The organism is Microbacterium sp. LWH7-1.2, from assembly GCF_038397755.1.
Classification (GTDB): domain Bacteria; phylum Actinomycetota; class Actinomycetes; order Actinomycetales; family Microbacteriaceae; genus Microbacterium.
The window spans coordinates 1,865,554-1,891,108 of record NZ_CP151637.1; the positions used below are offsets into that span (position 1 = coordinate 1,865,554).

Genomic DNA, 25,555 nt, shown 5'->3' on the forward strand with positions numbered 1-25,555 from the left:
AGCTGGTCCTTGCCCGGTGGGGTTCCGGGCGACGAGCAACTGCGGTACGACAGGGTCATGTTCGAGGCGCGCGCAGAGCGCGCGTGGATGGAGGGATTCATGATGTGGGACGTGCCCGCCGGCGTGCACTCCGCGGAGGAAGCGACCGCGAAGGACGACTGCGCCTACGGCAAGCCCGCGGGAGAGTATCTCCGCGCGGAGTGCACGGCCCTCGCGGCGGGGGTCCCGCGATGAGCGCCGCGGTGCTCGCGATCGACGCGGGCCAGACGGGCATCAAGGTGCGGGTGCGCGAGCACGACATCGTGTTCCCGGGCATCCGCACCGGCGAGCCGCTCATCCCCCAGCTCGCGGCCGTCGCCCGCGCCGCGATCGAGCGGACGGGCGCCGAGGTCTCCGTCGTGAGCGCGGGTGTGTCGGGCCTCACCACGCGGGAATCGGATGCTGCCGCCTTCCTCGCCCGCATCGACGACGCCGCCGTGCGCGAGGTGATCCTCGCCCACGACTCGACGACCTCGTTCCTCGGCGCGCTCGGCGACGCGCGGGGCGCCGTCGTCGCGGCGGGCACCGGCGTCGTCACGCTCGCTGTGGGCGCGTCGCGGGTGGCGCGGGTCGACGGGTGGGGCTACCTGATGGGCGACGCGGGCAGCGGATACTGGATCGGGCGCGAGGCACTCGACGCCGTGATGCGCGAGTACGACGGTCGCGGACCGGCGACGGCGCTGCGCCCGGTGGCCGAGGAACGCTGGCCCGACCTCAGCCAGGCGTACATCCACCTGCAGTCCGACCCCGAGCGCGTGAGCGTGATCGCCTCCTTCGCGGCGCACGTCTCGCGCCTCGCGACGGAGGGCGACGCGGTGTCGCAGGACATCACGGTGCGAGCCGGCGGTGAGCTCGCGCACAGCGTCGAGACGGCGCTGCGCCGCGTGCGCTCCGACGAGCCCGGCGAGCACTTCGCCGCCTGCGCGATCGGCGGTGTCTTCCGCTCCCCGCGGCTGCGCGAGGCGTTCGCATCGCACATCGCCGCGAGCGAGTTCGACGTCACGCTCGTCGAGCCCCTCGGCCACGGCATCGACGGCGCCGCGGCCCTCGCGGGCCTCGCGCCGCAGCATCCGCTCGCCCACGCGGTCTCGATCGCCCACGCCTGACGCTCCACGCGTCGTGGAGTCCCCTCCGTCGCGGATCCGGAATTCGGACGATCGCACAGTTTCCGGTACGCCAGAAGTCGACTGATCCGGAAAGCGGCTGAAAGTCCGAATTCCGGATCGGGGAGGATGTGGCCGATCGAAGAGCCGAGGCGTCCGGCGCGCGTTCCTCCCCAGGGAGGGGCTGAGCGGCAGGAGCGGTCGCGCCTGTGGAGTTCCTCTTTGAGCAGCCGCGACGGCGGAAGGATGCTGCGGGTGAGCCTCGTCCGAAACGCTTCCCGAGACACCACCCAGCGCATGGCCCGCCAGATCGAGCAGCTTGTCGTGTGGGTGATCGCCTCCGGCGGAATCGCGCACCGAAACGCTGCCGGGAACGCGGGGTTCCCACTGCCCGTGCGCCGAGCCGCAGTGCGCTGCGGAGCTCTGCGTCGCGTCCGCCGTGAATGGCTGGCGACGGATGCCGCACCCGCCGACCTCCTGATCGCGGCCGAGAACGGGGGCAGCCTCACCTGCGTGTCGGCTGCGCGGCGCCGGGCATGGTGGATACCCGAGGGCGTGGACGACTCCATTCACGTTCGGCTCGAGCCACACGCTGCGTCGCCCGTTTCGCCTGTCGTGGCACATTGGACGCAGCGCATCGCACCAGCGCCGGGCTACGGGCTTCTAGAGTCGGTCGAAGACACACTCGCCCACATCTCGGTCTGCCTCGCCCCGGAGGACGCGCAGATCGTCTGGAACTCCGCGCTCCAGACCGAGAAGATCACGCCGATGGCGATCCGACGTGTTCACTGGCCTCACCGACAGGCGCGCGAGTGCGCACAACGCGCATCAGGTCAGTCCGACTCGGGCCTGGAGACGATTCTGGTGGTTCGTCTGAGCGGCTGGGGTGTTCCGCTACGTCAGCAGGTTGTCCTCCTCGGGCGGCCGGTCGACCTCCTCATCGGAGAACGCCTGGTGATCCAGGTCGACGGCTTCGCCCACCACTCTTCTTCTGCACAACGTTCCAAGGACGTGGCGTTCGACGCAGAACTCTCGCTCAACGGCTATACAGTGTTCCGATTCACGTATGAGCAGGTGGTTCGTGGCTGGGACACGGTCGAGCGGACGATCGCCCGCGCGATCGCCGCAGGCGTACACCTGGCTCGGTGATTCGGGGCCACCCCCGCCGCACGCCCAGCCGGCGCGGGTGTACGGCCCGTTCTGGCCAGCTCACACGGCGATCCGAGAATCGGACTCCGGCGCGGTTGTCCGGATGTTCACCCGCCCGCCAGCCCGGGAAAGCGCAAGAACCCCGAAGTCCGGATCCGGGGATGGTCGACGGCGCCGTCACCGCCCGCTGACGCGCGCTGCAGCATCCGCTCGCCGCGATATGGCGGCGAGTGATCCATCCGCGACCCGATCCGAAGATCGGACCTTCGCGCCGTTTTCGGACCGCCGCCGCCCGCCTGACCCGGAAAAGCGCAAGGACTCCGAATTCCGGATCCGCGGGGGGCGGCGGACGGGCCGAGTCGACGGCGCCGCGGCCCTCGCGGCCCTCGCGGGCCTCGCGCCGCAGCATCCGCTCGCCCACGCGGTCTCGATCGCCTACGCGTGAGCCCGAGTACGGCGGATGCCCCGGCCCTGTGTGGACAGGGGGCCGGGGCATCCGCGGTCGAAGCCGGATCGGGCTAGACGAGCGACTCCCGCCACGCGGCGTGAAGCTGGGCGAACTTGCCGGTGCCGCCGATGAGCTCCTCGGGGGTGTCGTCCTCGATGATCTCGCCGTGCTCCATGACCAGCACGCGGTCCGCGATCGCGACCGTCGAGAGTCGGTGCGCGATGATGATCGCGGTGCGGTCGGCGAGCAGGGTCTGCAGCGCGTCCTGGATCTGACGCTCGGACGGGATGTCGAGCGACGCCGTGGCCTCATCGAGGATGAGCACCGCCGGGTTCGCCAGGAACGCCCGCGCGAACGAGATCAGCTGGCGCTGACCCGCCGACACGCGACCGCCGCGCTTGTTGACGTCGGTGGCGTAGCCGTCGGGAAGCGCCTGGATGAAGGCATCCGCTCCCACCGCTCGCGCCGCAGCCTCGATCTCGTCCATCGTCGCGTCGGGCTTGCCCAGGGCGATGTTGTCGGCGACCGTTCCGCTGAACAGGTAGGCCTCCTGGGTGACCATGACGATCGCGCGGCGGAGATCCTTCGGGTGCAGGTTGCGCAGATCGACACCGTCGAGCGTCACCGCGCCGCGCGTCGGGTCGTAGAACCGCGACACGAGCTTGGCGAGCGTCGACTTGCCGGCGCCCGTCGTGCCGACGAGTGCGATCGTCTGGCCGGCCGGGATGTCGAGCGAGAAGTCCGGAAGGATGACGCGGTCCTGGGAGTACCCGAACAGCACGTCGTCGAACCGGATGTGGCCCTTCGCCTCCCACAGGTCGACCGGGGTCTTGGGGTCGGGAACCGTGGGCTCCTCCTCCAGGACGCCCGACACCTTCTCGAGCGCCGCCGTCGCGGACTGGTACGAGTTCAGGAAGAACGCGACCTCCTGCAGCGGCGAGAAGAAGTTGCGGACGTACAGCACGGCCGACAGCAGGAAGCCGATCTCCATCGCGCCGTCGACGACGCGGATGCCGCCCCACGCGATGACGATCGCGAGCGTGAACGACGCCACCGCCATGAGCCCCGGCTCGAAAGTGCCGAACAGGCGGATCGAGCGCATGTTCACGTCCCGGTAGTCCATCGCCAGACCGCCGAACTCCTCGTCGTTGCGGCCCTCCTTGCGGAAGGCCTTCACGGCGCGGATGCCCGTCATCGTCTCGACGAACTTCACGATCACCTTCGCGCTGATGACGCGCGACTCGCGGTATACGAGCTGCGAGCGCGTGTAGAACCAGCGCATCAGGAGGAAGAGGGGGATACCCATGAACGTGAGGATCAGGCCCGACTGCCAGTCCACGATGAACAGCGCGACCAGCGTGAACGCACCGTAGAGAATGCCCGACACCAGCTCGTTCAGGCCCCCGTCGAGGAGCTCGCGGATGGTGTCGAGGTCGCTCGTCTGCCGCGAGATGATCCGGCCGGACGTGTACGACTCGTGGAACTCCAGGCTCAGCCGCTGCGTGTGCAGGAAGATGCGCTTGCGCAGGTCCAGCATGATCGCCTGGGTGAGGCGCGCCGCAACGACGACGTACCACCCGATGAGAGCGGCGCCGCCGAGCGCGGTCACGAGGTACACGAGGACCACGAGGATCGTCGGCGCCCAATCCATGCGCTCCACCGCGGCGGGCAGCGCGTTGTTGATGCCGATGCCGATGAGCCACGGCCCCGCGACGCGCAGTGCCGTCGAGACCACGAGCACGACGCCCGCGAGGATCAGCTGCCCCCGCACCGGGGTGATGAGCGAGCCGAGCAGGCGCAGCGAGCGCTTGCGGATCGCCTTGCTCTCGGCGCGCGTGTAGTCGGAGCGATCTTCGCCGCTCGTTCCGGTCACCGTCGTGCTCACAGGGTCACCTCCCAATCCTGGTCTTCCTGTCTCGCCCGGATGCGGGCTTCCTCGATCTCGAGGCTCGAGATCACGTGCCGGTAGTGCTCACTGGTGCGCAGCAGCTCGGAGTGGGTTCCGACGGCCGTCACGCGTCCCGCCTCGAGAAGGGCGACACGGTCGGCGAGCGTGACCGTCGACGGACGGTGCGCGACCACGAGTGCCGTCGTCTCGTGAAGGACCTCGCGGAGCGCGTCCTCGACGAGCGCCTCGGTGTCGACGTCGAGCGCCGACAGCGGGTCGTCGAGCACGAGCACCGCGGGCCGTGCGGCGACGGCACGCGCGAGCGCGAGGCGCTGGCGCTGGCCGCCCGAGAGCGACAGACCCTCTTCACCGATGATCGTGTCGACGCCGTCCGGCAGGTCGTCGACGAACGACGCCTGCGCGACGTCGAGCGCCTCCCGCATCACGTGTTCGGCCTCGGGGCTGCCGGGCACGAGGTCCTCGCGGCCCAGCAGCACGTTGTCGCGCACGGTCTGGGAGAAGAGCGTCGCGTCCTCGAACGCCATGCCGATGTGCCGGCGCAGCTCCCCCAGCGTGAGGTCGCGCACGTCGACGCCGTCGAGCGTCACGCGGCCGCCGGTCACGTCGTACAGGCGCGTCGGCAGCGTCGTGAGGGTCGTCTTGCCCGAGCCGGTGAGGCCGACGAGGGCCATCGTCTCTCCGGGCCGCAACACGAGGTCGACGCCGTCGAGCAGGTCGCGCTCCCGCTCCGCGGCATCCTGATACCGGAAGTGCACGCCCTCGAACGCGAGCTCGCCCCGCGGCTTCGCGATCGTGGCCGGCGTCTCGGGATCGACGATGGTGTTCTGCTCGTCGAACACCTCGAAGATGCGGTCGGACGCGGTGCGCGCGTCGAGGAGGAACGAGAACAGGAATCCGATCGACTCCATCGGCCAGCGCAGTACCGTCGCCATGGCGAAGAACGCGATGAGCTCGGGGCCCTGGAGCTGGCCGATCGCCGTGAGGTAGATGCCCGCGCCGAGGCACAGCGCGAACGCGATGTCGGGCAGCAGCACGAGCCAGAACCAGATCCAGCCGACGGCGCGCGCCTTGCTCAGCTCGGTCTCGCGGAGCGTCTCGGCCTGGCGCGTGAACTTCTGCAGCGCGTGCTTGCCGCGGCCGAACGCCTTGAGCACCCGGATTCCGTGCACGCTCTCCTCGACCGATGTGGCGAGGTCGCCCGCCTGGTCCTGCGACTGCCGCGCGAGCGTGCCGTAGGACTTCTCGAACCGGTATCCCGCGTACCAGAGCGGTGCGGACGTCACGAGGAAGATCGTGCCGAGCGCCCAGTGCCAGCGGAACAGCAGCGCCGTGCCGACGGCGATGGTGATGACGTTGACGACGAGCAGCACGAGCCCGAAAGCGAGCCAGCGGCGCAGCATGCTGATGTCCTGCATCATGCGGCTCAGCAGCTGCCCCGACTGCCACCGATCGTGGAAGGCGACCGGCAGGCGCTGCAGGCGGGAGTAGAACGTCTGGCGCAGCTCGTACTCGACCATCGTCGCGGGTCCGAGCACGAACCAGCGACGGAGCCAGACCATGAGCGCCTCGGCGAGTCCCAGCGCGAGGATCGCGGCGGCGCCCCACCCGATCATGGCGATGTCGCCAGAGGCGATCGGGCCGCCGACGACCTGCTCGAGCACGAGCGGGATGGTCAGGGCGAGCAGGCTCGCGACGAGCGCGCTGGCGGCGCCCATCACCAGACGGGGAAGCACCGGCTTCGCGAAGGGAAGGAGCCGGGCGAGGGCTTTGAAGGTGGACAGTTCGGACCGTTGCGGCTGTTCTGATCGTTCAGCGAGGGCGGTGGTGGTCATGATCCTTGTGGGTGTGGCGGTGACCCGTCGTGGGGTCGCGTGGCGACAGCGAAGCGTGGGAGCGCTGTCATGAGAGAAGAGCTTCCTCGAGGAGGAACGCTCCGGGGGACGGCTGTATGCCGAATCCGGCGGGGCCGGCGGATGCGAGGAGGACTACCCCTGGACGCGGGGACGCGGCAGCCAGGAGATGGTGCGGCGTCCCGCGAGACGAAGGACGAATGCGGTCTTCGCGGCGATGGCGGCCTGATACATTTCGTCCTCCTTGGGCTGAGCGGAATAGGGCTGTGCACGCCGCTCGGTGACCCAGCGGCGCGACAGCCCTCCAGCGTATACCTGAGTGTTGCCTGAACGCAACAACCGCTTTCCGGTCCCCCGGAAAGCGGTTGAGGCGAGTGGTTCAGATCAGCGCGGGCACCGCCGCTTCGCGCTCGAGCAGGCGCTGCTTGACGGGAAGCCCCCAGGCGAACCCGCCCAGCGTGCCGTCCGTGCGCAGCACCCGATGGCACGGCACGAACAGCGCGGGCGCGTTTCGGGCGCAGATGGATGCTGCGGCCCGCACCGCGCTCGGAGACCCGAGCTCGACGGCGAACTCGCTGTACGTGAGCGGGCGTCCCGGGGTGATGCGCCGCAGCGCAGCCCACCCGACGAGCTGCATCGCGGTGCCGTGCTGCGACACCGCGACCTGGTCGATCGCGGCAAGGTCTCCGCCGTAGTAGGCGGCGACGGCGGCGGCGGCATCCGTCTCGCCCTTCTCGACGGATGACGGACGGACGCGCTCCGCGAGGCGCGCGAGGATCGCGTCGGCGTCGGGGGTCCACCCTGAGGCGAGCACGCGTCCGTCGTCGTCGGCGAGGATCGTGAACGCGCCGTCGGGGGTGTCGAGGGTCTGGATGGTGGCGGTGGTCATGACATGCCTCCGGTGGTGATGAGCGATGGGGAGGTGACGGATGCCGCGACCCGGCGCGGTGCGGCGGGCTTGGGCGGGACGGCGCGCCACAGGTGGGCGGTGAGGTAGCTGCGCCAGGGGGCGGTGCGGGCGGCCCAGGAGTCGAGCGGGCGGGCCTCTGCGGGGAGCCCCGCTGCCACGGCGCCCGCCCGCACGGCGACATCACCTGGGAGGAAGACGTCGGGGTCGGCGAGCACCCGCATGCGCACGTAGTCGGCGGTCCAGGGTCCGATGCCGGGCATCGCGAGGAGCGCGGCGCGCTGCTCGACGGCGTCGTCGCCGGCAGTGAGGACGAGCGAGCCCTCGGCGAGAGCCGCGGCGGCTCCGGTGATGGCGCGGATGCGCGCGGCCGGACCGCGGAGCGCCTCGTGGCCGCGCTCGGCGATCACGGCCATCGTCGGGAACAGACGGGCAGGAGCGGGGTTCTCGTCGGGGCCGTCGCCGAGCGAAAGCATCCCCGCGAATGCCGGCACCTCCTCGCCGAGCGCGGCGGTGAGCCCCGTCAGCGCGGTGCGAGCCGCGACCACGGTGATCTGCTGCCCGACCATCGCCCGGATCAGCATCTCGTGCGGATCGGCGGCACCCGGAACCCGGATGCCCGGCAGCGCAGCCACGAGAGGAGCGAGCTCCGGATGCCGCGCCAGCGAGTCGTCGACTGCGTCCGGGTCGGCGTCGAGGTCGAAGAGGCGGCGCGCCCGGGTGACGAGCGTCGACAGGTCGGCGAGATTCGTGAGCGCGGCCCGCAGCCGCACGCGCCCCAGGTCGTCGAGGCGCAGCTCGAACCAGGCGGGGCCGTGCGGAAGGCGGATCGTGCGGGCGAAGGTGGAGGCGGTCGCCGCCTCGGCGCCCGAGACGGCGCGGGCCGCCATCCATGAGAAGAGCCCTGGTGCATCCAGCGCGCCGCGGTGCGGGAGCGCGAGGTCGATCGTGACCCCGGGCGCGCGCGCACCCGACCCTTCGTGGCGCGAGACGCGACGCCGCGCGCGCAGTTCGAGCGGCGGCATCCCGAAGACCTCACGGATGGTGTCGTTGAATTGGCGCACGCTCGCGAACCCGCTCGAGAACGCGACGTCGGCGGCCGGAAGATCGGTGCCGACGAGGAGCATCCGGGCGGTCTGCGCGCGGTGTGCGCGGCTGAGGGCCAGCGGACCGGCGCCGAGCTCGGCGGTGAGCAGCCGGGTCAGGTGGCGCGGCGAGTAGCCGAGACGCTGTGCGAGGCCGGGGACGCCCTCGCGCTCGACGACGCCGTCGGCGATGAGCCGCATGGCGCGTCCTGCGGTGTCGCCACGCAGGTTCCACTGCGGCGAGCCGGGCGCCGCCTCGGGGAGGCACCTCTTGCACGCGCGGTAGCCCGCCTCGTGCGCGGCGGCGCTCGTCGGGTAGAAGGTGACGTTCGACGCCTTCGGCGTGCGCGCCGGGCAGCTCGGACGGCAGTAGATCCCGGTGGAGCGCACCGCGGTGACGAATTGGCCGTCGAAGCGGGCGTCGCGCGAGTCGATCGCGCGGTAGCGCTCCTCGAACGTCATGGCCAGGCTCATGCCCCTAGCCTGACACGCTCCCCCGACATCGGCTCGCGGAAATCGGACACGACTGTCGCGTCAGCGACCGACCACGCTCACGGCACCGCCGTCCACTGCGCGACACCGTACATCACCGGCGCCACCGGACCGCTGCGCGCGGTCACTCCTGCCACGTTCCGGTCGATGATCGTCACCTGGGGGCTGACGGCGAGAGGCCGCGCGACAGCGGCTTGCACGATCGTGGCCTCGATCTGGGCGAGCACCTCTCTCGCCTCGTAGACGTCGACGGTCTGAGCGAGCTGAGCGATCAGCGCATCGCGGTTCGCGTCGATCTGCGGCATGAGGGATGCCTCGCCCCCGCTGCCCCACTGCGCAACGATCTCGGCCGGCGTCTGCGGGATCGGTAGGCGCATGATCGCGGCATCCCACCCTCGCTGCCCGATCGCCGCGCCGACGTCGTCACTGCCGCAATCGGCGACGTTCCATCCCGCGGGGCCGGCAGCGCTGCGCAGCGCGGTGAACGCGCCGACGGCGAACTCGTTGCCGCGGTCGTAGAGCACGCACACCGGCGTGCCTGGGGCGACACCGGCGGCCTCGCGCTCCGACGGCGGGTCCTCGCTCGGCGCGCCGAGGGATGTCGCGAACCCGGAGTCCTCGGTCACGACCTCGTACGCCGGAGAACCGGGCGCCGACACCATCGAGGCCGTCGCCGCATACGCCGACGACCATTCGCCGGCGGCGGCCTCCACCAACTCCCTGGCGGGCACCATGCGAAGGAAGGCGGTGCGCGCGGCAGGCTGCGCGAAGACGCCCGCAGGATCGAGCAGGACCGCCCAGACTCCGCCATCGTGCGTCGTCTGCACGGTGAAGTCTCGCCGCTCGAGCTCCCGGATAGCAGCACGGTTCGCGGAGTTCGGGGCCACCCGCACCACATCCACCAGGTCACCGATCGCCGTCACCGGATCGTCCCCGGGCGGCACGAGGTCGATTCGAGCGACCTGCGGGCTGACAGCTCCACGGTACGAGGGGTTGGGCACAAGCGTCACGCTCTGGCCGTCCGCGGAGCGGGTGCTCCCTTCGACCTCGAACGGGCCGCTGGAGACCAGCAGGTCGGCGGGAACATCGGTCTTCTCCGTGACATCGAACGCCGTGTGCCACACCGCGGCGATCGCCGCGAGCGCCGAGGCATCCTCCTCATGGATGGCCCGGATGACTGCCTGCTTGGCCTCCATCGCGTCATCCAGACCGAGTGCGCGCTTGCCGACGACATGCGCGGGCACGGGAACCGTGACCGCGCGCTGCCAGGTGATCGTCGGGTGTGGAAATGTCACCTCGATGGCCCGGGCGAACTCATCCACCGTCGAGACCACCGGCACGTCGTCCGGTTCTGCAGCGCCTGCATCGGCGCTCTCGTCCTCAGCGAAGTAGCCGGCTGTGGCCGCCCAGCCGAGCATGAGGTCAGCGGCGTCGAGCGGGATGCCGTCCGACCAGGCCGGCTCTGCGAGGTCGTACCGCACCGTGAAGGGGTCGTCGCTCACGATCGTCACCCGCCCGAAGCTCTCGTCGGGCACGAAGGTGCCGTCCACGGTGTCGCCGAAGCCGCTTCTGGTCGCCGCTGCGATGTCGAGGTTCCCGGGCGTCGGTGCGGCGAGGGCGTTCATCGAGGTGAGCTCCCCGGACCACCCGACCGTGACCTTCGTGTCGGGTACGACGGTGGCGGGCAGCTCCTGGGCGCACGCGGTCAGCCCTCCGAGCAGCAGCACGACACCGACGGCCGCCGCACGGCGGTGAGACCTCATCTGGTCGCCCTCACACGAGGTCGGCGCCGTCGTCGCTCTCGGCGGCGAGTTCGCGGAATCCTTCGCTCTCTTCACTCTCGAGCCAGGCACGCGCGTACTCCAGCAGCACTGCGGGCGACTCCTCGGCCTCCTCGGCTGAGGCGAACGGGCCGATCGTGTCTTCCGACGGACGCTCGTCGGCGCGCTGCACCGACTGCGTCGTGAGGTTGTACCAGTAGCTCTGTGATGCCCTCATCGACTCAGCGCTCCGTTCATGTCTGTGATCCTATCCGGCGGGTGCACACGGCAGAGGTCGTGGGGCGATCGTCCGATCGCGCCACGACCTCTGGCGATGTGTCGGCTCAGCCGCCGGCGAGCTCCGCATCCGTGTCGCGGATCTTGTCGGCCATGCGGTCGAGTGCGTCTGCCATGTCGTTGACGGCCTCGGCTGCGTCGTCGAGCGACGTCGTCAGCTCGGAGTACGCGGTGGCGAAGGCATCCGACGCGTTCTCGGTCTTGAAACCGTCCTGCACAAGGTCGTCGATGATGCCCTGCAGTTCCTTCAGCGTGTCCGTGACGGTCTGACGTCCGTCGCGCAGCCGCTGCGCCGAACTCTCCATCTCGCTGTATGTTGCACCGAAGTCATGTCCGGCCATGAAACCCGCCTCCCAGCGTTCGTCCTGTTCGAGCCCTTCTGACCCTCACCACCACGAGGCTAGCGAAGGTTCACAATCGCGCCCATGGGGAGAACTACCCATGTGCCGCTGCGCGCTTCGTCATCGCGCGCGTCGCCCCGGCAGCCGGCGCCGCCTGGCCGTTGGCGGGCTCGGTGACGAACGGCACCTGCATCGTGACCGCGCGCCCGGCCTGCACGAAGATGCCGCGTCCGACAGGGAAGTCCGAGCGCTTGACGCGTCCGAACGGGTTCTTGAAGATCGCCTCGCCGTCGTACGTGTCGGGCTTGAGCACGATCCCCTGACGGCCAGACTTCCACTCGCCGAGCACGCCGATGCTGCCGCTGGCGCGACTGATCTCGGCCTCGCCGACCAGCAGGTGCTCGCTGTTGTTCATCGCCTGCAGCAGCGTTCGCATCGGGCGGTCGGCGGGACCATCGGCCAGGTGCGGCATGTCCTCGATGACGATCATGATCCGCTCGCCCGGAGCGTCGCTGACCACCAGCCCGGTCAGCTCGGCAGCCAGTTCCGCTTCGTCCTCGGGTCGCGTCGCACTGCGCACCCACGGCCGGAAGTCCTTCAGGTCGGCTCGGCGGCTGCCGAAGTGGTACAGCCGCACGCCCGGGTCGAAGCGCTCCATGGCCACGACGAGCGCCTTCAGCGTGTTCGTCCGGCCGGACGCGGGCGGCCCCGAGATCACGAACGATCCGATCGGCTCGAATCCGCGCGGCGACAGGGTGTCATCTGCGACGCCGAAGACCGGCATCCCCTCGACGTGCGCCGGCATCCCGGTCGCCGGGATCATCGTGGGCAGCGCGCCGATCTCAGGCAGGTCGCGCACGCCGAGCGATCGCAGTCGATCGCCCAGTGCAGCGAGCGCCTTGGTCTGCTCGACAGCGTTCGGCGTACCGCCGAGCACGGCGATCTGCGCCTCATGCCCGTCGATGACAGCCCGTCCGGGGACGGACTGCTCGTCGAGGATGTCGCGAGGCGCGCCCAGCAGCATGTACTGGCTCTGATCGCCCATGCGCAGCACCACCCGCCGCGAGATGTTCGCCGCGACAGCGCTGGGCACCGCGTTGCCGCGGTCGGCGGTGATCACGGCGTGCAGGCCAAGGGTGCGCCCCTCGCCCACGATGCGCATGAAGGTCCGATAGAACGGTCCGCGGCCCGGAGCGACCTCCCAGTCCTTCTTGAATTCCGGGTAGTTGTCGATCAGCAGCACGATGCGCGGCATCGACGGATCCACGAGTTCCCGGTATTCCTGCACCGATGCCGCGCTGGCGGCCGAGAACGCGGCGGCCCGGCGGTCCATCTCCTGATCGAGTGTGCGAAGAAGCCGCTGGATGCGCTCGACGTCGGAGCCGTCGACGACCGACCCGACATGCGGAAGGGCGGCCAAGGCTCCCAGCGCGCCGGACGCGAAGTCGAGGCAGTACACCTGTACGCGACCGCGATCGGGCCGCATGCCGGCGGCAGTCGCGATCGTCTTGAGCAGCGTCGACTTGCCGGAGCCGGAGGTGCCGTAGATCACGAGTGAGCCATCGCGGTCGGGAACGAATGCCGCCGACTCCTGCAGCTGCCACTCGGGGACGTCCACCATCGCGATCGGGATGCGGGTGTCGCCGTCGTTCGGCAGGTTCTGCAGATCCACGAGCGGGGACAGGTCATCGAGCCACGGCCGGCGCGGACGCGGAAGCCCGGCGAGGTCGCTCGCGCGGACGAGGGTCGACACGATGCGTCTCTGGTCGTTCGGGCCGAGGTCGTGCTCGTGCGCGTCCGACTCGGCCGGACGGTCGGCCTCCCATTCCCGGGTGGCGCCGAAGCGCAGTTCGGCGACCCGGACCTCTGCGACGGCGGCTTCGTCGTCGGTAGTCCAGCCGCCCGTATAGGCGGACTGGAACGGCACCAGACGCCCCGGCCCGGTCTTGGCGATGGCGCGGCCGGGGATGCTCGGGGGGAAGCTCGCCGCGATCTCGTCGTCGACGACGTCGCGGGAGTCGGATTCGTCGGCCATACGCAGCGCGATGCGCAGGTTGGTGTTCGCCCGCAGGTTGTCCTTGATGACGCCCGCAGGTCGCTGCGTCGCCATGATGAGATGGATGCCGAGCGACCGACCCCGCTGGGCGATGTCGACGACGCCGTCCACGAACTCCGGCATCTCCGAGGCCAGCGCCGCGAACTCGTCGATCACCAGCACCAGCGCCGGCGGGCATTCCGGGTCCTGACGCTTCTCCAGCTCCAGCAGGTCCTTGGCCTTCTTGCGGTTGAGCAGGTGCTCACGATGCTGCAGCTCGGCGCGCAGGCTCGTCAGCGCGCGGCTCACCAGGTGCGGGCTCAGATCAGTGACGAGGCCCACGCAGTGCGGCAGATCGACGCAGTCGGCGAACGCTGATCCGCCCTTGTAGTCGACGAAGAGGAATGTGACCCGATCCGGGCTATGCGCCGCGGCCATACCGAGAACCCAGGCCTGCAGGAACTCGGACTTTCCGGCACCGGTCGTGCCGCCCACGAGTGCGTGCGGACCCTGAGTGCGCAGATCGAGCGCCATCGCATCGCTCGCTCCCTGGCCGATGATCGCGCGGAGCGTGCCCGCCTTCTTCAGCCTGGGCCGCGGGGCCGTTGAGCGATCGATGATCGTGGTGTTCTGCCGCCATCGCTCGATCGCGACGTTCGGATCCTCGGCGATCGCCGGGTCGATCAGCTGCAGGAACATGACCGAGCTCGGGATGTCGGAGGCGTCGTGCACCACGGTGCTCACGTCGACGACCGGGGCCAGACGCCTCGCGAACATCTCCATGTACGCGTTCGACACTCCTTCCACCCGGACGTGCTCGAACGCCTCTCCGTTGCGGACGAGACCTACGCGCGCATCGTCGAGAGCGCTCGTGAGCTCGATGTAACTGCGGCAGACGGCGGGCAGTGATTCGACCGTGGGCGAGACGAACACCGCGTGCACGCCGTGATCAGCGCCACGTTCCAGCACGTCGATGAGCCGGCCCCGGTCGACAGGCGCGTCGCCGGTCACGAAGACGATGATCGACACCGGGGGCGTACGCGAGCCCTCGCTCGCCGCACGAGCGACATCGGTGCCGAACAGCAGCGGACTCCAGTCCTCTTTGAACGGTCCCCGCGGCTCGGGCTTGCCGGAACTTGCGACAGCGCGGCTGACGAACTCCTCGAGTGAGCTCAGCAGCGCGGCGCTCGTAGGCGCTGAATCGGCGAGGGGTCGATCACGGAACGGGCTGCGCTCGCTCGACGTGTGCGGCATCCACTTGAGCCACTCCAGCTCTGGCGTCCAGGCGGAGTCGGCGAAGGCGACGGCGACGACGTCGTTGGGGGCGTGAAGCCCGAACAGCTGGACCGCGACACCGCGCATCGTGTCGGCGACGAGTGCGCGGGGTCCGGCGATCCCGATCGATCCCGCCGCGGACAGCATCTCGAACACGGGCACGTCATCCACGAATTCGTAGCGCTCGCGGAGCCGGTCGATGCGCTCGATGAACTCCGGCAGTCCTTCGGGCGTCTCCGCCGACTCGATCGCGTTCCGCGCCGGAAGCCGGCAGCTGCCCAGCCGCAGGCCGAGGTAGTTCCAATGCTCGGGGCGCCTCGTCCACAGCATCGGGCCGAGCCGCATCGCCTGATCGAAGACCTCCGCGACCGGCGGTGCCTCGATGTTGCGCGCCGTCTGCTCCTCGGGCTTGGCCCGGAAGAGATCCTCCTCGAGCTGCTCGTACTGGCGCTCGAACAGGAAGAACTCGTGCCCCTCGCTCTTCTTGCTCTGCACCGACTGGTTGACGAGGTTCATCAACGCCATCATCGGTGTCATCACGATCAAGAGGAGCGATCGCGGATTGCCGTTCATCGCGAACAGCGCGGCGCCCATCAGCACGGGAGCGACCATGATCGCCCACGGGAAGATCTTGCCGATCTTCTCCGTGGGGATGCGAGGCGCCTTGAACTTGGTGCCCGGGTACCGCACCTCGACCCGGGGGCTGCGATTGAACAGCAGCCCGCCACCGCGTTCGATGATCGGCTCCTCATCAGCGGAGCCGTCGAACGATCGGGCAAGGACGAGGACGAGAGTGGTGCCGCCGATGACGAACGGCCCGCCGTCTTCGACCCGAACGCGCTGCAGCTGAATCCCGTCCACCAGCACGCCGTTCGCCGAATTGAGGTCGACGACCTCGACGTGGGTGCCGACCTCGAGCCGTGCGTGATGCTTGGAGACCATCGGGTCGACGAGGACGATGTCGTTTCCCGCATCCCGTCCGAGCGAGACGTGCCCGGCGGCGATGGGGAACTCCTGGCCGGCCAGCGGCCCGGCGACTGCGCGCAGGGTTCCCACGATCTCGCGCTGTTCGGCTGCGGTGTACCCGGGACCGTAGTTGATGATCGACGCGGCGAACCCCGACCCGATCGGCGCTTCGCCGATCGGGACGTGGGGCTGGAGCGAGATCATCCGCTTGCCCGTCGGCGGTGCCACCGCCAGAGTGAGCACGTCGCCCGGAGCGAAGGCGATGGACCGGGCCGGATCGGCTTCGGCGACGTGGCGCGCCACGTCAGCGACCGTGGCTGTGGAGTCTGTCGTGATCACGATGTCGACGGGGTCGCTCGCGTGACGATGCAGGGTCAGCTTCAGTCTCATAGCTCTCCTCCGATGCGGCGGCGCCGCACGGCTCGGGTCGTCAGTGCACAGCGAGTCATACGCGGATCACGTCCGCAACGCGGTTGCCGAGCCGGATCCTGTCGCCCCCGACCGCCCTGACCGGCACACCCGGCGAGAGTGCGCGCTCCACACCTTCGCTGATCAGCCCTGACCCGTTCGTCGAATGCCAGTCGACGATCTCCAGTCCCCCGTCGACGGGCCGGACGAGCACGTGGGTCTTCGAGAGCGACCGACTCTCGTCTGCGACGGCGACCGGCCGCGCCCCGGAGTGATCGGCCGAGTCGGGGTTGCGGCCCAGCAGGATCGGTTCCGACACGAGGATGCTGTCACCCGTGTCCAGGCGCAACTCGAAGCGCGCAGCGCTCGGCGCCGGCTGCGGCGCAGGATTCGGTGCGAGCGACTGCGGCTCGGGCGGTGGCGGCACCGCGGCCGCGTTCGGCATCAGGGGCGGCGGCTGCCAAGGGGACGGCGGCTGCGGCTGCGGCTGCGGCTGCGGCTGCGGCTGCGGCAACGATGCCGAACCGGCTTGGACGCCACCGAGATTCTGCACCGCCGGGTTCGGTGCGATCAGCTGCGGCAGCTGCGGCTGCGGCGCCTGCGGCGGTGCCAGCGTAGCGGGAGCCGGCTCGGCGAGAGCAGGTTCCTCGGGCGGTCTTGCGACACCGAGGACACCGGCGCTGATGCGACTTCCGGGACGATACTCCGGCTGTGCGCCCGGATCCCTCGGCGTGGCGAGGGAGGGCAGCTCCGAACGCTCGGGAAGCGGCTCGATCTTGACCTTCTTGCGCGCGATGCGCATGCGCTTCTCGTCGTAGGGGTTCAGCCCGTTGCGCACGTCGACGAGCCACACCCCGGTGGCCTTGTCATGCCATCCGCGACCGCGGCCGCCGGCATCGAACGTCGGCGACGCCAGGACCACCGCGGGGCCCGCGACGGGCACGATCCCGGCGGCCGCGACGATGAGAAAGCGCAGCAGCACGGCGCCGATACCGGGGCGCTCCAGCGTGCGCACATTCACACTGCGCAGGCCCGCCATCGCCTTGCCGACCGTCACACCCCTGCGACCGTTCAGCACCAGCTGGACGACGAGGAACACGAGCGACAGGAAGACTGTGATCGACGCCAGGATCACGCTGAGCACGAACCCGGGGTGGTTGAGGAACCCATAGGGCGAGACCGAGCCCGTCACGAGTTTGAGCAGCAGCGGGACGGCGCCGAGCCAGAGCGGCAGCTGCAGGATCAGCCAGATCGCTGCGTCGCAGGCCAGCGCCAGGGTCCGGCGGCCGAAGGGTGCGCGGATGAGGCCGAGGGCTGCGGCGTAGGCGGGATCGGGACGCCCGGCGGAGTCGACCCCCTCGACGACACGCTCCTGCTCTTCGATCTCCCAGATCATCAATGGTCAGTCGAACTTCGGGCGCAGTCCTTCGCGGAACTCCCTGCGGTTGCGCGGCGTCATCTTCCAGCGAGTCGCATCGGTGTCCTCGAACGTCACGTTGTACTTTCCGGTCGTGCGGTCCAGCTGCACCAGGATCTGCACCGGCAGTGCCTCATCCGGCTTGTAGTAGCTGCTCGTATACGCTTCCACTGCCTGCTTGACCGCCCAGGGATCCGCGGCGACGGCCGAGATGGTCCCCTCGGGCGAGTAGAGGTAGCCGTGTGCCTCGTTGAACTCGCCGTCCGGGAACTCGAGGATCATCGCCAGCGACTGCCAGCCTTCCGTGTCGGCGTCGGGGCCTGCCATGTTGTCGACGAGTGCCCGGATGAGATCGGCCGTCACGCTTTCTGACACGAGGTACCTTTCGGATCTGTTCAACGCCGGTGGATGCGGTCGAAGGTCTGGCCGGTGAGGTTGTCGAAGCTCGGGGAACGAGTCTCGAGGATCTCCCCGGTTGCCGGATCCGAGACGACGTAAGCCACCTGAAAACTATCAGGTCGAACCGCGCCCGCCGGGTTGACCTCGATGCGGTAGTCGACTCGGCATCCCTCCGCAACCCAGTCGGCCCACTCGCTCTCCATCTTCTTCCACGCGCCGCGGTTGAGGTTGGACGCCTGCGGCACGATTCCCTCGTCCGGCGTGTCACCGAAGAATCGGTGTGCGCCGAGATGACCGCCATCGTCCCCGGGATTGCCCAGGCGCCCGACTGCGGTGGCGTTGTCGCCGCGTTCCGTGCCACCGAAGTCGTCGAGGATCCTTCCCTCCTCCTGCGCCGGCCGCCCATTGTCGGGGTTGTAGTGCGTCGTCTTCGTGTTCCGGCCGCGCGTGGTCACGGAGTTGTCATAGTTGTCGGTGTCTCGCACCTTCTTCACGACCGTGTCGAGGTGCTCACTGATGTTGTCGGCCAGTTGTGCGAGCCGGAGGTTGAGATCGTTGCCCGCATCGTCGACCGCGTTCTTGACCCTCCGCATGACCTCGCGTGCGCCCTTGCTCATCAGTCGTCCCCTCCGAAGTCGAGCGCGGAGAACTCCGCGAAGAACGTCGACGTCAACGTCTGAATATCCGCCCCGTGCAGCTTCATCGACGACTGCGCGTCCTCCAGCGCCTGCAGATCGGCATAGAACTCGTCCGAGTCCCCCACCTGCCCCTCCACCATCGGAGCATCCAGGATCGCATCGATCACCGCGGGGAGCTCATCCGCCATGGGTTCGATGACCATCGGCAGCAGCTGATTCAGCAACTGCTCCACCGCGATGTCCACCGCCGCGTTCAAGAGCTTCTTCTTGATCAGCAGCATCGGCCCCGCCCCCGCCGCCGTGAACGGGTTCGTCAGCATCGCCACCAGAGCGATCATCGTCGACGTCACATCGACGATGACCTTCATCTTCAGCGCGAAGATCGCATCCGCACCGATGTCCATCGCCTGCGCCGCCGGCGGCATGATGTCGACGAGCTTCTGCAGATTCTGCGACCGGTTCGTCGTCCACGCACCCAACGTCGCCGGTCCCGTCTGCCCCCGCATCGCCCCGGCGACATTGCCGTTCATCTGCCGATCGACCGCTTGGATCACGTCCTCCAGGTCAGACCCGAAGTTGCGCACGAGCGTCCCACCCTTGCGGACCTCATCCTCATCGATATCGGGCCACTCGAACCCGAGCTTCTCCATGATCCAGACGAGCTCATTCGGCAACATCATTCCCACAGCGGCGCACCTCCACGCACGACCCTATGGTCGGACACCGCTGCAGGCCATGGGGAGAACTCCCCATCCACGCGGGCCGCGCGTATCGACGTCAGGTCAGCTGCCCTCGACAACGACCTCGACGCTGACGAATCGCGAACCGGGGATCGTCTTGATCTCCACCTTCGCACCCTCCAGCGAGCCGGGAGCCAGATCGAATCTGGCCTCGAGCTCGGCATCGCTGAGGCCGCTCAGGTCTCCGGCCTCACTGGCGGGTGCGACGAACCTCATCTCGCCCTGGCTCTTCTCGCCGTACTTGTCGGGACTGTCCTGCCCGATCGCATCCTCGTAGAGCTCTTCGACGAGCTGCTTCGGAAGGTTCTCCTGCACGTTCTTGATCTCATCGAGCACATCCCCTGGAACGGCGCGGACATCGTTCCCGATCGAGCGGCCGAGGTCGCGAGCCGCGTCATAGTCGGCGTCGCGGTGTCGCCCCTCGTATCCGAGGGTCTCGAGCCCGCGGCGGACGTCGTCGCGGATGTCGTACTCCTTCGCGTGCGAAGTGGGTCCCTTGCCGTCCGCGCGATGCCTGGGCGTGTGGTCGGAGTTGCGTCGATCGAGCCCACGGATGGCATCGGCATCCGCCCGGTGCTTTCCACCGCGATTGCGGAACGTCCCCGAAAACCCCCGCTTGAACTCGTGGCCCGCGCCGTCCACTGCGTCGATGATGTCGCGAATCGTTCTCTTCAACGACATGAGTCACTCCCCTGAGATCTGCAGGTTGGCAAGGTCTGCGAGCAGCCGGTCGGTGAGGTCTTCGACGTCCGCGGCGTCCGCGTCCATCTGCGAGGCAGCCTCGTCCAACGCGGCGAGATCCGCGTAGACCTCGTCCGCGTCTCCTAGTGCGCCTTCGACGACCGGAGCGTCCAGCATCGCCATCACCAGCGTGGGAACCTGCTCCGCCAGCGGTTCGAGAGCCAGCGGAAGCACCTCGTCGATGACCTTCTCGAGGGTCGCTTCCATCGCCATCGCGAACAGCTTCTTGCGTGCCAGGATCAGCACCGCCGCGCCACCCGCACCAAACGGCCCCGCCGCCAGAAGCGGGATCAGCTGGGCCAGGGTCACCGTCACGTCGACGATCACCTTGATCTTGAGCGCGAGTACGACGTCGGCGGCGATATCGATGCCGGTCGCCGCCGGCCCGAGAACATCCAGCAGCTGCTGCACGTTCTCGGAGCGGTTGCGGTTCCAGGCGGCCACATGAGCGGTTCCCGTCTGACCGCGCATGACGGCAGCGAGATCGCCGTTGATGCGACGATCCGCCGCCTGGACGAGGGCCTCCATGTCGTCGCGGTAGCCGCGCACGTAGACGGCGGCCTTGCGCACCTCGTCCTCATCGATGTCGGGCCATTCGAGGCCCATCTTGTCCATCACCCAGACGAGCTCATCCGGCAGCATCATTCCCACGCCGACCACCTCCCGCAGCGACGCTACCCGCGGACACGAGAACAGGGCGATGGGGAAATCAGCCCATGGGGCGGATGCCGCGCCTCGGCGTCCACGATCACTTCACGAGACGCACGGAAAGTGCCCGAGGACTCTCCGGGGCAGCTTCGGAAAGCTCAGGATGCCGCGGACGAGCGCGGGGGCTCGCCGGGAATGAAGTAACGCGCCGGGGAGAGACCCGTACGGACGACGGCGTCGCCCGCCGCCTCGAGGAACTGGTTCAGCGTCGCGACGCTCAGCTTCGCTCCGCCCGACGCGTCATCGGCGATGATCACGTTGTCCACGACCGGCAGCAAGGTCGCGGTGCCCTTCGGCCATGCCGCGAACGTGGTCGTGACGCCGGACTCGAGCACCCGGATCTTCGCGTCCGCGATGTGCACGTCCGGACGCTGGAGCGCCACCGTCTGCGCTTCGTACGCCCGCACGCTGAACAGACGCAGCACCCGCTCGAAACGCATCTCGAGCGACGGGAACCGCTCGCGCCAGGGGAACGGCGCCCAGGCACCGTCCGTGAGGACGACCGGGTGCGCGCTCACGAGCGGGCCGCCCGCGTCGTAGAGCTCCTCCGCCAGGTCGAGCACTCGAGCGACACCGCCCTCATCGTCAGCACCGACGATCACGAGCCGATCGCGACGGAGTGCGAACACGACGGGGGCCCCCTTGACCGCGGCCGTCGCGGCGCGATTCGGTTGCACGAGCACGGATGCCGCCACCACCTCGTCCTCGATCAGGGTCAGGCCCTCAACGGCCTCGGGCAGCGCGCCGGCGGACGACACCGCTGCGGTCACCGCGGCAGGGAAGGGCTGCGTCCACCCCTCTGATTCGCCCTGTGTGACTGCGGCGTCGTGGGGGTGGTCGAGCCCGACGAACAGCTCCCCGCCGACGTACTCGACGCGTGGATGGGCCGGGCCCGGCGCCGTGACCGCAAGAACTCCGAGCTCACTGGCACCGTAGACACGAGCAACTACGCTCACGTCGACATTCTCGAACGCGCTCGTCACGACCCCGAACCCTCCTCGTTCCGCTCTGACAGGCTACCGGCAGCATCCGACTCCGCGAACGCGACCGCATCTGCCCAGTCCCACTCGAGGTCGAGAGCAGGCATCTTCTTGGGCGGCGTGGGGCGACGCTCCGAGACCCAGCCCACCGGCACCACTTGCAGCGCCATTCGCGTCTTGCGTGCCCGGCTCGGTTCGCCGTAGTACACGAGCACGAGCGCTTCGTCGCCGAGGCTCCACCAGGAGGCGTTCTTTGCCCCAGTGCGGACCAATTCCGCCGTGTAGCCGCGCCCACTCTCCGCCTCGCCGACAAGTTCGACCGCTGACGGGTCCCCACGGTGGTACCAGCAGGCGCTCATTATGCTCTGCCCCAACTCGCTGCCACGGTCATCCAGCGTCTGACGATGCTCTTCGCCGAGATCGGACTCCGGCGGTGACCAGAACAGCGGGATGATCCATGCGGGTCCGCGAGACAGGACCGGAACGTGCTGCATCAGCCACCGGTCTCGCCGACTCGCCGTGGGGACAGAACCGATCAGCTTCGCCATGGCCGCCTCGACGATGCCTCCCCCCGTAACCACAAGCGCCTCGTCGCAGTAGGTGATCACCGCGCCGGTCCGGATCGAGTCGCGGGACAACGCCGTGCAGACACGGCGCGGGCCCTCGTCACCGCTCATAGGTGCAGCCCGAGAGAGTTCGCCGTGCCCGGCCACATGCCCGGGTTGTAGTCACCGTCGAAATTGGGACCGTATCCCGTCGCCGTCTCCGGAACATCGATCACCGCCTCCGGGATACCCGTCGGCAGATAGCCGCCCGGTAGCCAGTTCTCGTTGGCCCCCGATTCGTTCCCCGACGGCAATCGGAGGTTGGTCAGCTCTTCGGGCGCGAAGTGCCGGATCTCGACGTCCTTCAGCGGCAGGTTGAGGTCATTGTCGATGTGGAAGTACTTGGCGTCGATGCCCAGGGCATCCGCGACGGCATGCGCGTCCCCGCCGGTGTCGTCCAGGATCTTCTGCAATTCCGACGTCGGGAAGGCGAACGTCGCGTGGTCCCGCTGCCCCGGCCCGTAGGTGTGCAGCGCGTCGGAGAAGTAGATCCTGCTGGCACCATCGTCGAACCGGGCGAGGTGCTGGTCGATGTAGTCGGCATCCAGGTACTCGCCGGGCTGCGGACGGTCACCCCATCCCGCATCGACGACGTCATTCGGCGTCCAGTCGGTGTCTCTCCTCCACCCGTCCCGCAACGCGTCGGGCACATTCGTCCCATCGAGGTCGGTGACGCCATCCGTATTGCGGTTCTGCTTCTGCCCATGCTTGCGGAACATCTCAGACAGCTGCCGAACATGCACCGGCATATCGTCCAGAGCGTTCTTCAGCGGTCGGATGACCGCGTCGCCGATTCCCTTGCCCATCGTCAGTCCCCCGAGATATTCAAACTGGACAGATCGGCCATCAGCCGGTCCGTGAGCGTCTCCACGTCGCCGGCGTGCTGCTCCATCTCGCCCTCGGCCTGCTCCAGCGCCTGCAAATCGGCATAGAACTCATCGGGGTCCCCCGCGACCGCTTCCACGACGGGCGATTCCAGCGCCGCCATGATCACGACGGGAAGTTCCTCCGCCAACGGCTCGATCGCCATCGGCAGCAGCTGGTTCAGCAGCTGTTCGATCGCGATGTCGACCGCTGCGTTCAGCAGCTTCTTCTTGATCAACAGCATGGGCCCTGCCCCCACCGCTGAGATCGGGTTCGTCAGCATCGCCACCAGCGTGATCAACGTCGCGGTCACATCGACGATGACCTTCATCTTCAGCGCGAACACCGCATCGGCGGCGATGTCCATCCCGGTCGGCACCGGACCGAGCAGATCCAGCAGCTTGTCGAGATTCTGCGATCGGTTCGTGTTCCACGCGCTGACGTATGCCGGGCCGGCCTGTCCGCGCATAGCGGCCGCAAGATCGCCGTTGACCTTCCGGTCCATCGCCTGCAGCTTCCCTTCGAGCTCGTCGCGGAAGACCCGGACGATCCCCGCACCGCGGCGAAGCTCGTCCTCGTCGACATCCGGCCACTCGAAACCGAGCTTCTCCATCACCCAGATCAGCTCATTCGGCAACATCATGCCCACGGCCCCACCTCCAGGGAGAGCCTAGACGCACCCGCCAGCGCGTCTCGATGGGGAGAACTACCCATGCATCCGTCGGCTGCGCTCGCGCTCTGGCGGACGACCTGCTGTACGTCGCCGGTCAGTGGAAGAAGTGGCGCTCACCGGTGAAGAACATCGTGACGTTCGCCTCGCTCGCCGCGGCGATGACCTCGTCGTCGCGGACCGAGCCGCCCGGCTGGACGATGGCCGAGATGCCGGCGTCGAGCAGGATCTGCGGGCCGTCCGCGAAGGGGAAGAAGGCGTCGGATGCTGCGACCGACCCCGCGGCGCGGTCACCGGCCCGCTCGACCGCGAGGCGGCACGAGTCGACACGGTTCACCTGGCCCATGCCGATGCCGACCGTCGCCGAGTTCTTGGCGAGGACGATGGCGTTCGACTTGACGGCGCGGCAGGCCTTCCAGGCGAAGATGAGGTTGGTCATCTCCTCGTCGGCAGGACGCTCGCCCGACACCAGCTGCCAGTCCTTCGCGACCGACTCGATGTCGTCGGGGAACCGGTCGGCGTCCTGCAGCAGCAGGCCGCCCGAGACGAGGCGCACGTCCATGCGCTCCTGCTGCCAGTCGGCCGGCAGCTGCAGCAGGCGCAGGTTCTTCTTCGCCTTGAAGACCTCGAGCGCCGCCGGCTCGAACGAGGGCGCGACGATGACCTCGGTGAAGATGTCCTTGAGGTTCTCGGCCATCTTGAGGGTCACGGTGCCGTTCGCGGCGATCACTCCGCCGTACGCCGACACCGGGTCGCACTCGTGGGCGCGCAGGTGCGCGCTCGCGATGGGGTCGAGCGCGTTCGGCGCCGTCACCGCGATGCCGCAGGGGTTCGCGTGCTTGATGATCGCGACGGCGGGCTTGACCATGTCGAAGGCGGCGCGCAGGGCCGCGTCGGCGTCGACGTAGTTGTTGTACGACATCTCCTTGCCCTGGAGCTGGATCGCCTGGGCGATGCCGTGGCCGCCGTTGCGGGTGTAGATCGCCGCACGCTGGTGCGAGTTCTCGCCGTAGCGGAGCGTCGCGAGGCGCTCGGCCTTGATCGTGAGGTGCGCCGGCAGATCCTCTTCGAGGAGCGTGCCCTCGGTGAACCAGGTGGCGACGGCGCGGTCGTACTCGGCGGTGTGCGCGAAGGCACGAGCCGCGAGCTCGCGGCGCTGCACCAGCGTCGTGCCGCCGGCGCGGACGGCCTCGATGACCGCGGGGTACGACGACGGCGAGACGACGATCGCGACGTTGGCGTAGTTCTTCGCCGACGCGCGCACCATCGCCGGGCCGCCGATGTCGATCTGCTCGACGACGTCGTCGCCCTGCGCGCCGGAGCGCACGGTCTCGACGAACGGGTACAGGTTCACCACGACGAGCTCGAACGGCGCGATGCCGAGCTCGCCGAGCTGGCGCTCGTGGTCCTCGAGGCGGAGGTCGGCGAGGAGTCCCGCGTGCACGCTCGGGTGGAGGGTCTTGACGCGCCCGTCGAGGGACTCGGGGAACCCGGTGACGCTCGACACGTCGGTGACGGTGTAGCCGGCCTCACGCAGGAGCGTCGCGGAGCCGCCCGTCGACACGATCTCGACACCGGCGGCGGCCAGCGCCTCGCCGAGCGCCAGCAGGTCGGTCTTGTCGCTCACCGAGACGAGTGCGCGGCGCACCGCGACGACGTCGCGGGGGCGGTACAGGGCGGGGTCGTGGCTCGGTCCGGCCATGGCGGATCTCCTCGGTGGGGGTGGGGG

22 protein-coding genes are annotated in these 25,555 nt (G+C 69.0%); 3 read left to right on the plus strand and 19 right to left on the minus strand.

The window, feature by feature from the left end; genetic code table 11:
• The first annotated feature begins 57 nt into the window (after nt 1-57).
• The 3 genes from MRBLWH7_RS08800 to MRBLWH7_RS08810 all read left to right on the plus strand — a co-directional run bounded on the left by MRBLWH7_RS08800 (nt 58) and on the right by MRBLWH7_RS08810 (nt 2,291).
• Nucleotides 58-234, plus strand: a complete 177-nt coding sequence (locus tag MRBLWH7_RS08800; RefSeq protein WP_342001264.1) for a hypothetical protein — start codon at nt 58-60, stop codon at nt 232-234.
• On the plus strand, nt 231-1,145 hold the full coding sequence (locus MRBLWH7_RS08805) for a BadF/BadG/BcrA/BcrD ATPase family protein (RefSeq protein ID WP_342001269.1): 915 nt from the start codon (nt 231-233) through the stop codon (nt 1,143-1,145). Before MRBLWH7_RS08800 ends, MRBLWH7_RS08805 begins: the two co-directional genes overlap by 4 nt.
• Before the next feature lie 252 nt (nt 1,146-1,397).
• On the plus strand, nt 1,398-2,291 hold the full coding sequence (locus MRBLWH7_RS08810) for a DUF559 domain-containing protein (RefSeq protein WP_342001270.1): 894 nt from the start codon (nt 1,398-1,400) through the stop codon (nt 2,289-2,291).
• Nucleotides 2,292-2,809: 518 nt separating this feature from the next.
• On the opposite strand, the gene MRBLWH7_RS08815 is transcribed toward MRBLWH7_RS08810, so the two are convergent.
• The 19 genes from MRBLWH7_RS08815 to purH form a co-directional block, all read right to left on the minus strand.
• On the minus strand, nt 2,810-4,624 hold the full coding sequence (locus tag MRBLWH7_RS08815) for an ABC transporter ATP-binding protein (RefSeq protein WP_342001272.1): 1,815 nt from the start codon (nt 4,622-4,624) through the stop codon (nt 2,810-2,812).
• On the minus strand, nt 4,621-6,480 hold the full coding sequence (locus MRBLWH7_RS08820) for an ABC transporter ATP-binding protein (protein ID WP_342001273.1): 1,860 nt from the start codon (nt 6,478-6,480) through the stop codon (nt 4,621-4,623). Before MRBLWH7_RS08820 ends, MRBLWH7_RS08815 begins: the two co-directional genes overlap by 4 nt.
• A 397-nt stretch (nt 6,481-6,877) precedes the next feature.
• Entirely contained in the window at nt 6,878-7,387 is a 510-nt protein-coding gene (locus MRBLWH7_RS08825) for a methylated-DNA--[protein]-cysteine S-methyltransferase (protein WP_342001275.1), read from the minus strand.
• Nucleotides 7,384-8,964, minus strand: coding sequence for an Ada metal-binding domain-containing protein (locus MRBLWH7_RS08830; protein WP_342001277.1), 1,581 nt, complete (start codon nt 8,962-8,964; stop codon nt 7,384-7,386). The genes MRBLWH7_RS08825 and MRBLWH7_RS08830 overlap by 4 nt, the downstream gene beginning before the upstream one ends.
• A 77-nt stretch (nt 8,965-9,041) precedes the next feature.
• The gene (locus MRBLWH7_RS08835; RefSeq protein WP_342001279.1) at nt 9,042-10,745 is read right to left on the minus strand and encodes an ABC transporter substrate-binding protein; all 1,704 of its coding nucleotides are present in this window, start codon (nt 10,743-10,745) and stop codon (nt 9,042-9,044) included.
• A 10-nt stretch (nt 10,746-10,755) separates the two neighbouring features.
• Nucleotides 10,756-10,980 (minus strand): hypothetical protein, encoded by a 225-nt coding sequence (locus tag MRBLWH7_RS08840; protein WP_342001281.1) that lies wholly within the window; start codon nt 10,978-10,980, stop codon nt 10,756-10,758.
• Between the two features lie 106 nt (nt 10,981-11,086).
• Complete coding sequence (locus tag MRBLWH7_RS08845; protein WP_342001283.1) at nt 11,087-11,380, minus strand: WXG100 family type VII secretion target; 294 nt, start codon at nt 11,378-11,380, stop codon at nt 11,087-11,089.
• 94 nt (nt 11,381-11,474) lie between these two features.
• Complete coding sequence (locus tag MRBLWH7_RS08850) at nt 11,475-16,046, minus strand: FtsK/SpoIIIE domain-containing protein (RefSeq protein ID WP_342001285.1); 4,572 nt, start codon at nt 16,044-16,046, stop codon at nt 11,475-11,477.
• A gap of 55 nt (nt 16,047-16,101) precedes the next feature.
• Entirely contained in the window at nt 16,102-17,460 is a 1,359-nt protein-coding gene (locus tag MRBLWH7_RS08855) for an RDD family protein (protein WP_342001287.1), read from the minus strand.
• A 6-nt stretch (nt 17,461-17,466) separates the two neighbouring features.
• Nucleotides 17,467-17,856 (minus strand): hypothetical protein, encoded by a 390-nt coding sequence (locus MRBLWH7_RS08860; protein ID WP_342001289.1) that lies wholly within the window; start codon nt 17,854-17,856, stop codon nt 17,467-17,469.
• 20 nt (nt 17,857-17,876) lie between these two features.
• Nucleotides 17,877-18,497 (minus strand): DNA/RNA non-specific endonuclease, encoded by a 621-nt coding sequence (locus MRBLWH7_RS08865; protein ID WP_342001291.1) that lies wholly within the window; start codon nt 18,495-18,497, stop codon nt 17,877-17,879.
• The gene (locus MRBLWH7_RS08870; protein WP_342001293.1) at nt 18,497-19,198 is read right to left on the minus strand and encodes a hypothetical protein; all 702 of its coding nucleotides are present in this window, start codon (nt 19,196-19,198) and stop codon (nt 18,497-18,499) included. The genes MRBLWH7_RS08865 and MRBLWH7_RS08870 overlap by 1 nt, the downstream gene beginning before the upstream one ends.
• 102 nt (nt 19,199-19,300) lie before the next feature.
• Nucleotides 19,301-19,939: a hypothetical protein gene (locus MRBLWH7_RS08875; protein ID WP_342001295.1), complete on the minus strand. Its 639-nt coding sequence runs from the start codon at nt 19,937-19,939 to the stop codon at nt 19,301-19,303.
• Nucleotides 19,940-19,942: 3 nt separating this feature from the next.
• Nucleotides 19,943-20,644 (minus strand): hypothetical protein, encoded by a 702-nt coding sequence (locus MRBLWH7_RS08880; RefSeq protein ID WP_342001983.1) that lies wholly within the window; start codon nt 20,642-20,644, stop codon nt 19,943-19,945.
• A gap of 161 nt (nt 20,645-20,805) precedes the next feature.
• Nucleotides 20,806-21,663: a hypothetical protein gene (locus tag MRBLWH7_RS08885; RefSeq protein ID WP_342001297.1), complete on the minus strand. Its 858-nt coding sequence runs from the start codon at nt 21,661-21,663 to the stop codon at nt 20,806-20,808.
• A 23-nt stretch (nt 21,664-21,686) separates the two neighbouring features.
• Nucleotides 21,687-22,364: a hypothetical protein gene (locus tag MRBLWH7_RS08890; protein WP_342001299.1), complete on the minus strand. Its 678-nt coding sequence runs from the start codon at nt 22,362-22,364 to the stop codon at nt 21,687-21,689.
• Nucleotides 22,361-23,098 carry a hypothetical protein gene (locus tag MRBLWH7_RS08895; protein WP_342001300.1) on the minus strand — a complete coding sequence of 246 codons (738 nt, stop codon included), beginning with the start codon at nt 23,096-23,098 and terminating at the stop codon, nt 22,361-22,363. Before MRBLWH7_RS08895 ends, MRBLWH7_RS08890 begins: the two co-directional genes overlap by 4 nt.
• 2 nt (nt 23,099-23,100) lie before the next feature.
• Nucleotides 23,101-23,799, minus strand: a complete 699-nt coding sequence (locus tag MRBLWH7_RS08900) for a hypothetical protein (protein ID WP_342001984.1) — start codon at nt 23,797-23,799, stop codon at nt 23,101-23,103.
• A gap of 124 nt (nt 23,800-23,923) precedes the next feature.
• Nucleotides 23,924-25,528 (minus strand): bifunctional phosphoribosylaminoimidazolecarboxamide formyltransferase/IMP cyclohydrolase, encoded by a 1,605-nt coding sequence (gene purH, locus MRBLWH7_RS08905; protein ID WP_342001302.1) that lies wholly within the window; start codon nt 25,526-25,528, stop codon nt 23,924-23,926.
• Nucleotides 25,529-25,555: the final 27 nt, after the last annotated feature.

What these genes read in the sequence shown, in the direction of transcription:
- MRBLWH7_RS08800 (WP_342001264.1), top strand. Translation starts at nt 58, where the DNA reads ATGTTCGAGGCGCGCGCAGAGCGCGCGTGGATGGAGGGATTCATGATG.
- MRBLWH7_RS08805 (WP_342001269.1), top strand. Translation starts at nt 231, where the DNA reads ATGAGCGCCGCGGTGCTCGCGATCGACGCGGGCCAGACGGGCATCAAG.
- MRBLWH7_RS08820 (WP_342001273.1), bottom strand. Translation starts at nt 6,480, where the DNA reads ATGACCACCACCGCCCTCGCTGAACGATCAGAACAGCCGCAACGGTCC.
- MRBLWH7_RS08825 (WP_342001275.1), bottom strand. Translation starts at nt 7,387, where the DNA reads ATGACCACCGCCACCATCCAGACCCTCGACACCCCCGACGGCGCGTTC.
- MRBLWH7_RS08830 (WP_342001277.1), bottom strand. Translation starts at nt 8,964, where the DNA reads ATGAGCCTGGCCATGACGTTCGAGGAGCGCTACCGCGCGATCGACTCG.
- MRBLWH7_RS08835 (WP_342001279.1), bottom strand. Translation starts at nt 10,745, where the DNA reads ATGAGGTCTCACCGCCGTGCGGCGGCCGTCGGTGTCGTGCTGCTGCTC.
- MRBLWH7_RS08840 (WP_342001281.1), bottom strand. Translation starts at nt 10,980, where the DNA reads ATGAGGGCATCACAGAGCTACTGGTACAACCTCACGACGCAGTCGGTG.
- MRBLWH7_RS08845 (WP_342001283.1), bottom strand. Translation starts at nt 11,380, where the DNA reads ATGGCCGGACATGACTTCGGTGCAACATACAGCGAGATGGAGAGTTCG.
- MRBLWH7_RS08850 (WP_342001285.1), bottom strand. Translation starts at nt 16,046, where the DNA reads ATGAGACTGAAGCTGACCCTGCATCGTCACGCGAGCGACCCCGTCGAC.
- MRBLWH7_RS08855 (WP_342001287.1), bottom strand. Translation starts at nt 17,460, where the DNA reads ATGATCTGGGAGATCGAAGAGCAGGAGCGTGTCGTCGAGGGGGTCGAC.
- MRBLWH7_RS08865 (WP_342001291.1), bottom strand. Translation starts at nt 18,497, where the DNA reads ATGAGCAAGGGCGCACGCGAGGTCATGCGGAGGGTCAAGAACGCGGTC.
- MRBLWH7_RS08870 (WP_342001293.1), bottom strand. Translation starts at nt 19,198, where the DNA reads ATGATGTTGCCGAATGAGCTCGTCTGGATCATGGAGAAGCTCGGGTTC.
- MRBLWH7_RS08875 (WP_342001295.1), bottom strand. Translation starts at nt 19,939, where the DNA reads ATGTCGTTGAAGAGAACGATTCGCGACATCATCGACGCAGTGGACGGC.
- MRBLWH7_RS08880 (WP_342001983.1), bottom strand. Translation starts at nt 20,644, where the DNA reads ATGATGCTGCCGGATGAGCTCGTCTGGGTGATGGACAAGATGGGCCTC.
- MRBLWH7_RS08890 (WP_342001299.1), bottom strand. Translation starts at nt 22,364, where the DNA reads ATGAGCGGTGACGAGGGCCCGCGCCGTGTCTGCACGGCGTTGTCCCGC.
- MRBLWH7_RS08895 (WP_342001300.1), bottom strand. Translation starts at nt 23,098, where the DNA reads ATGGGCAAGGGAATCGGCGACGCGGTCATCCGACCGCTGAAGAACGCT.
- MRBLWH7_RS08900 (WP_342001984.1), bottom strand. Translation starts at nt 23,799, where the DNA reads ATGATGTTGCCGAATGAGCTGATCTGGGTGATGGAGAAGCTCGGTTTC.
- purH (WP_342001302.1), bottom strand. Translation starts at nt 25,528, where the DNA reads ATGGCCGGACCGAGCCACGACCCCGCCCTGTACCGCCCCCGCGACGTC.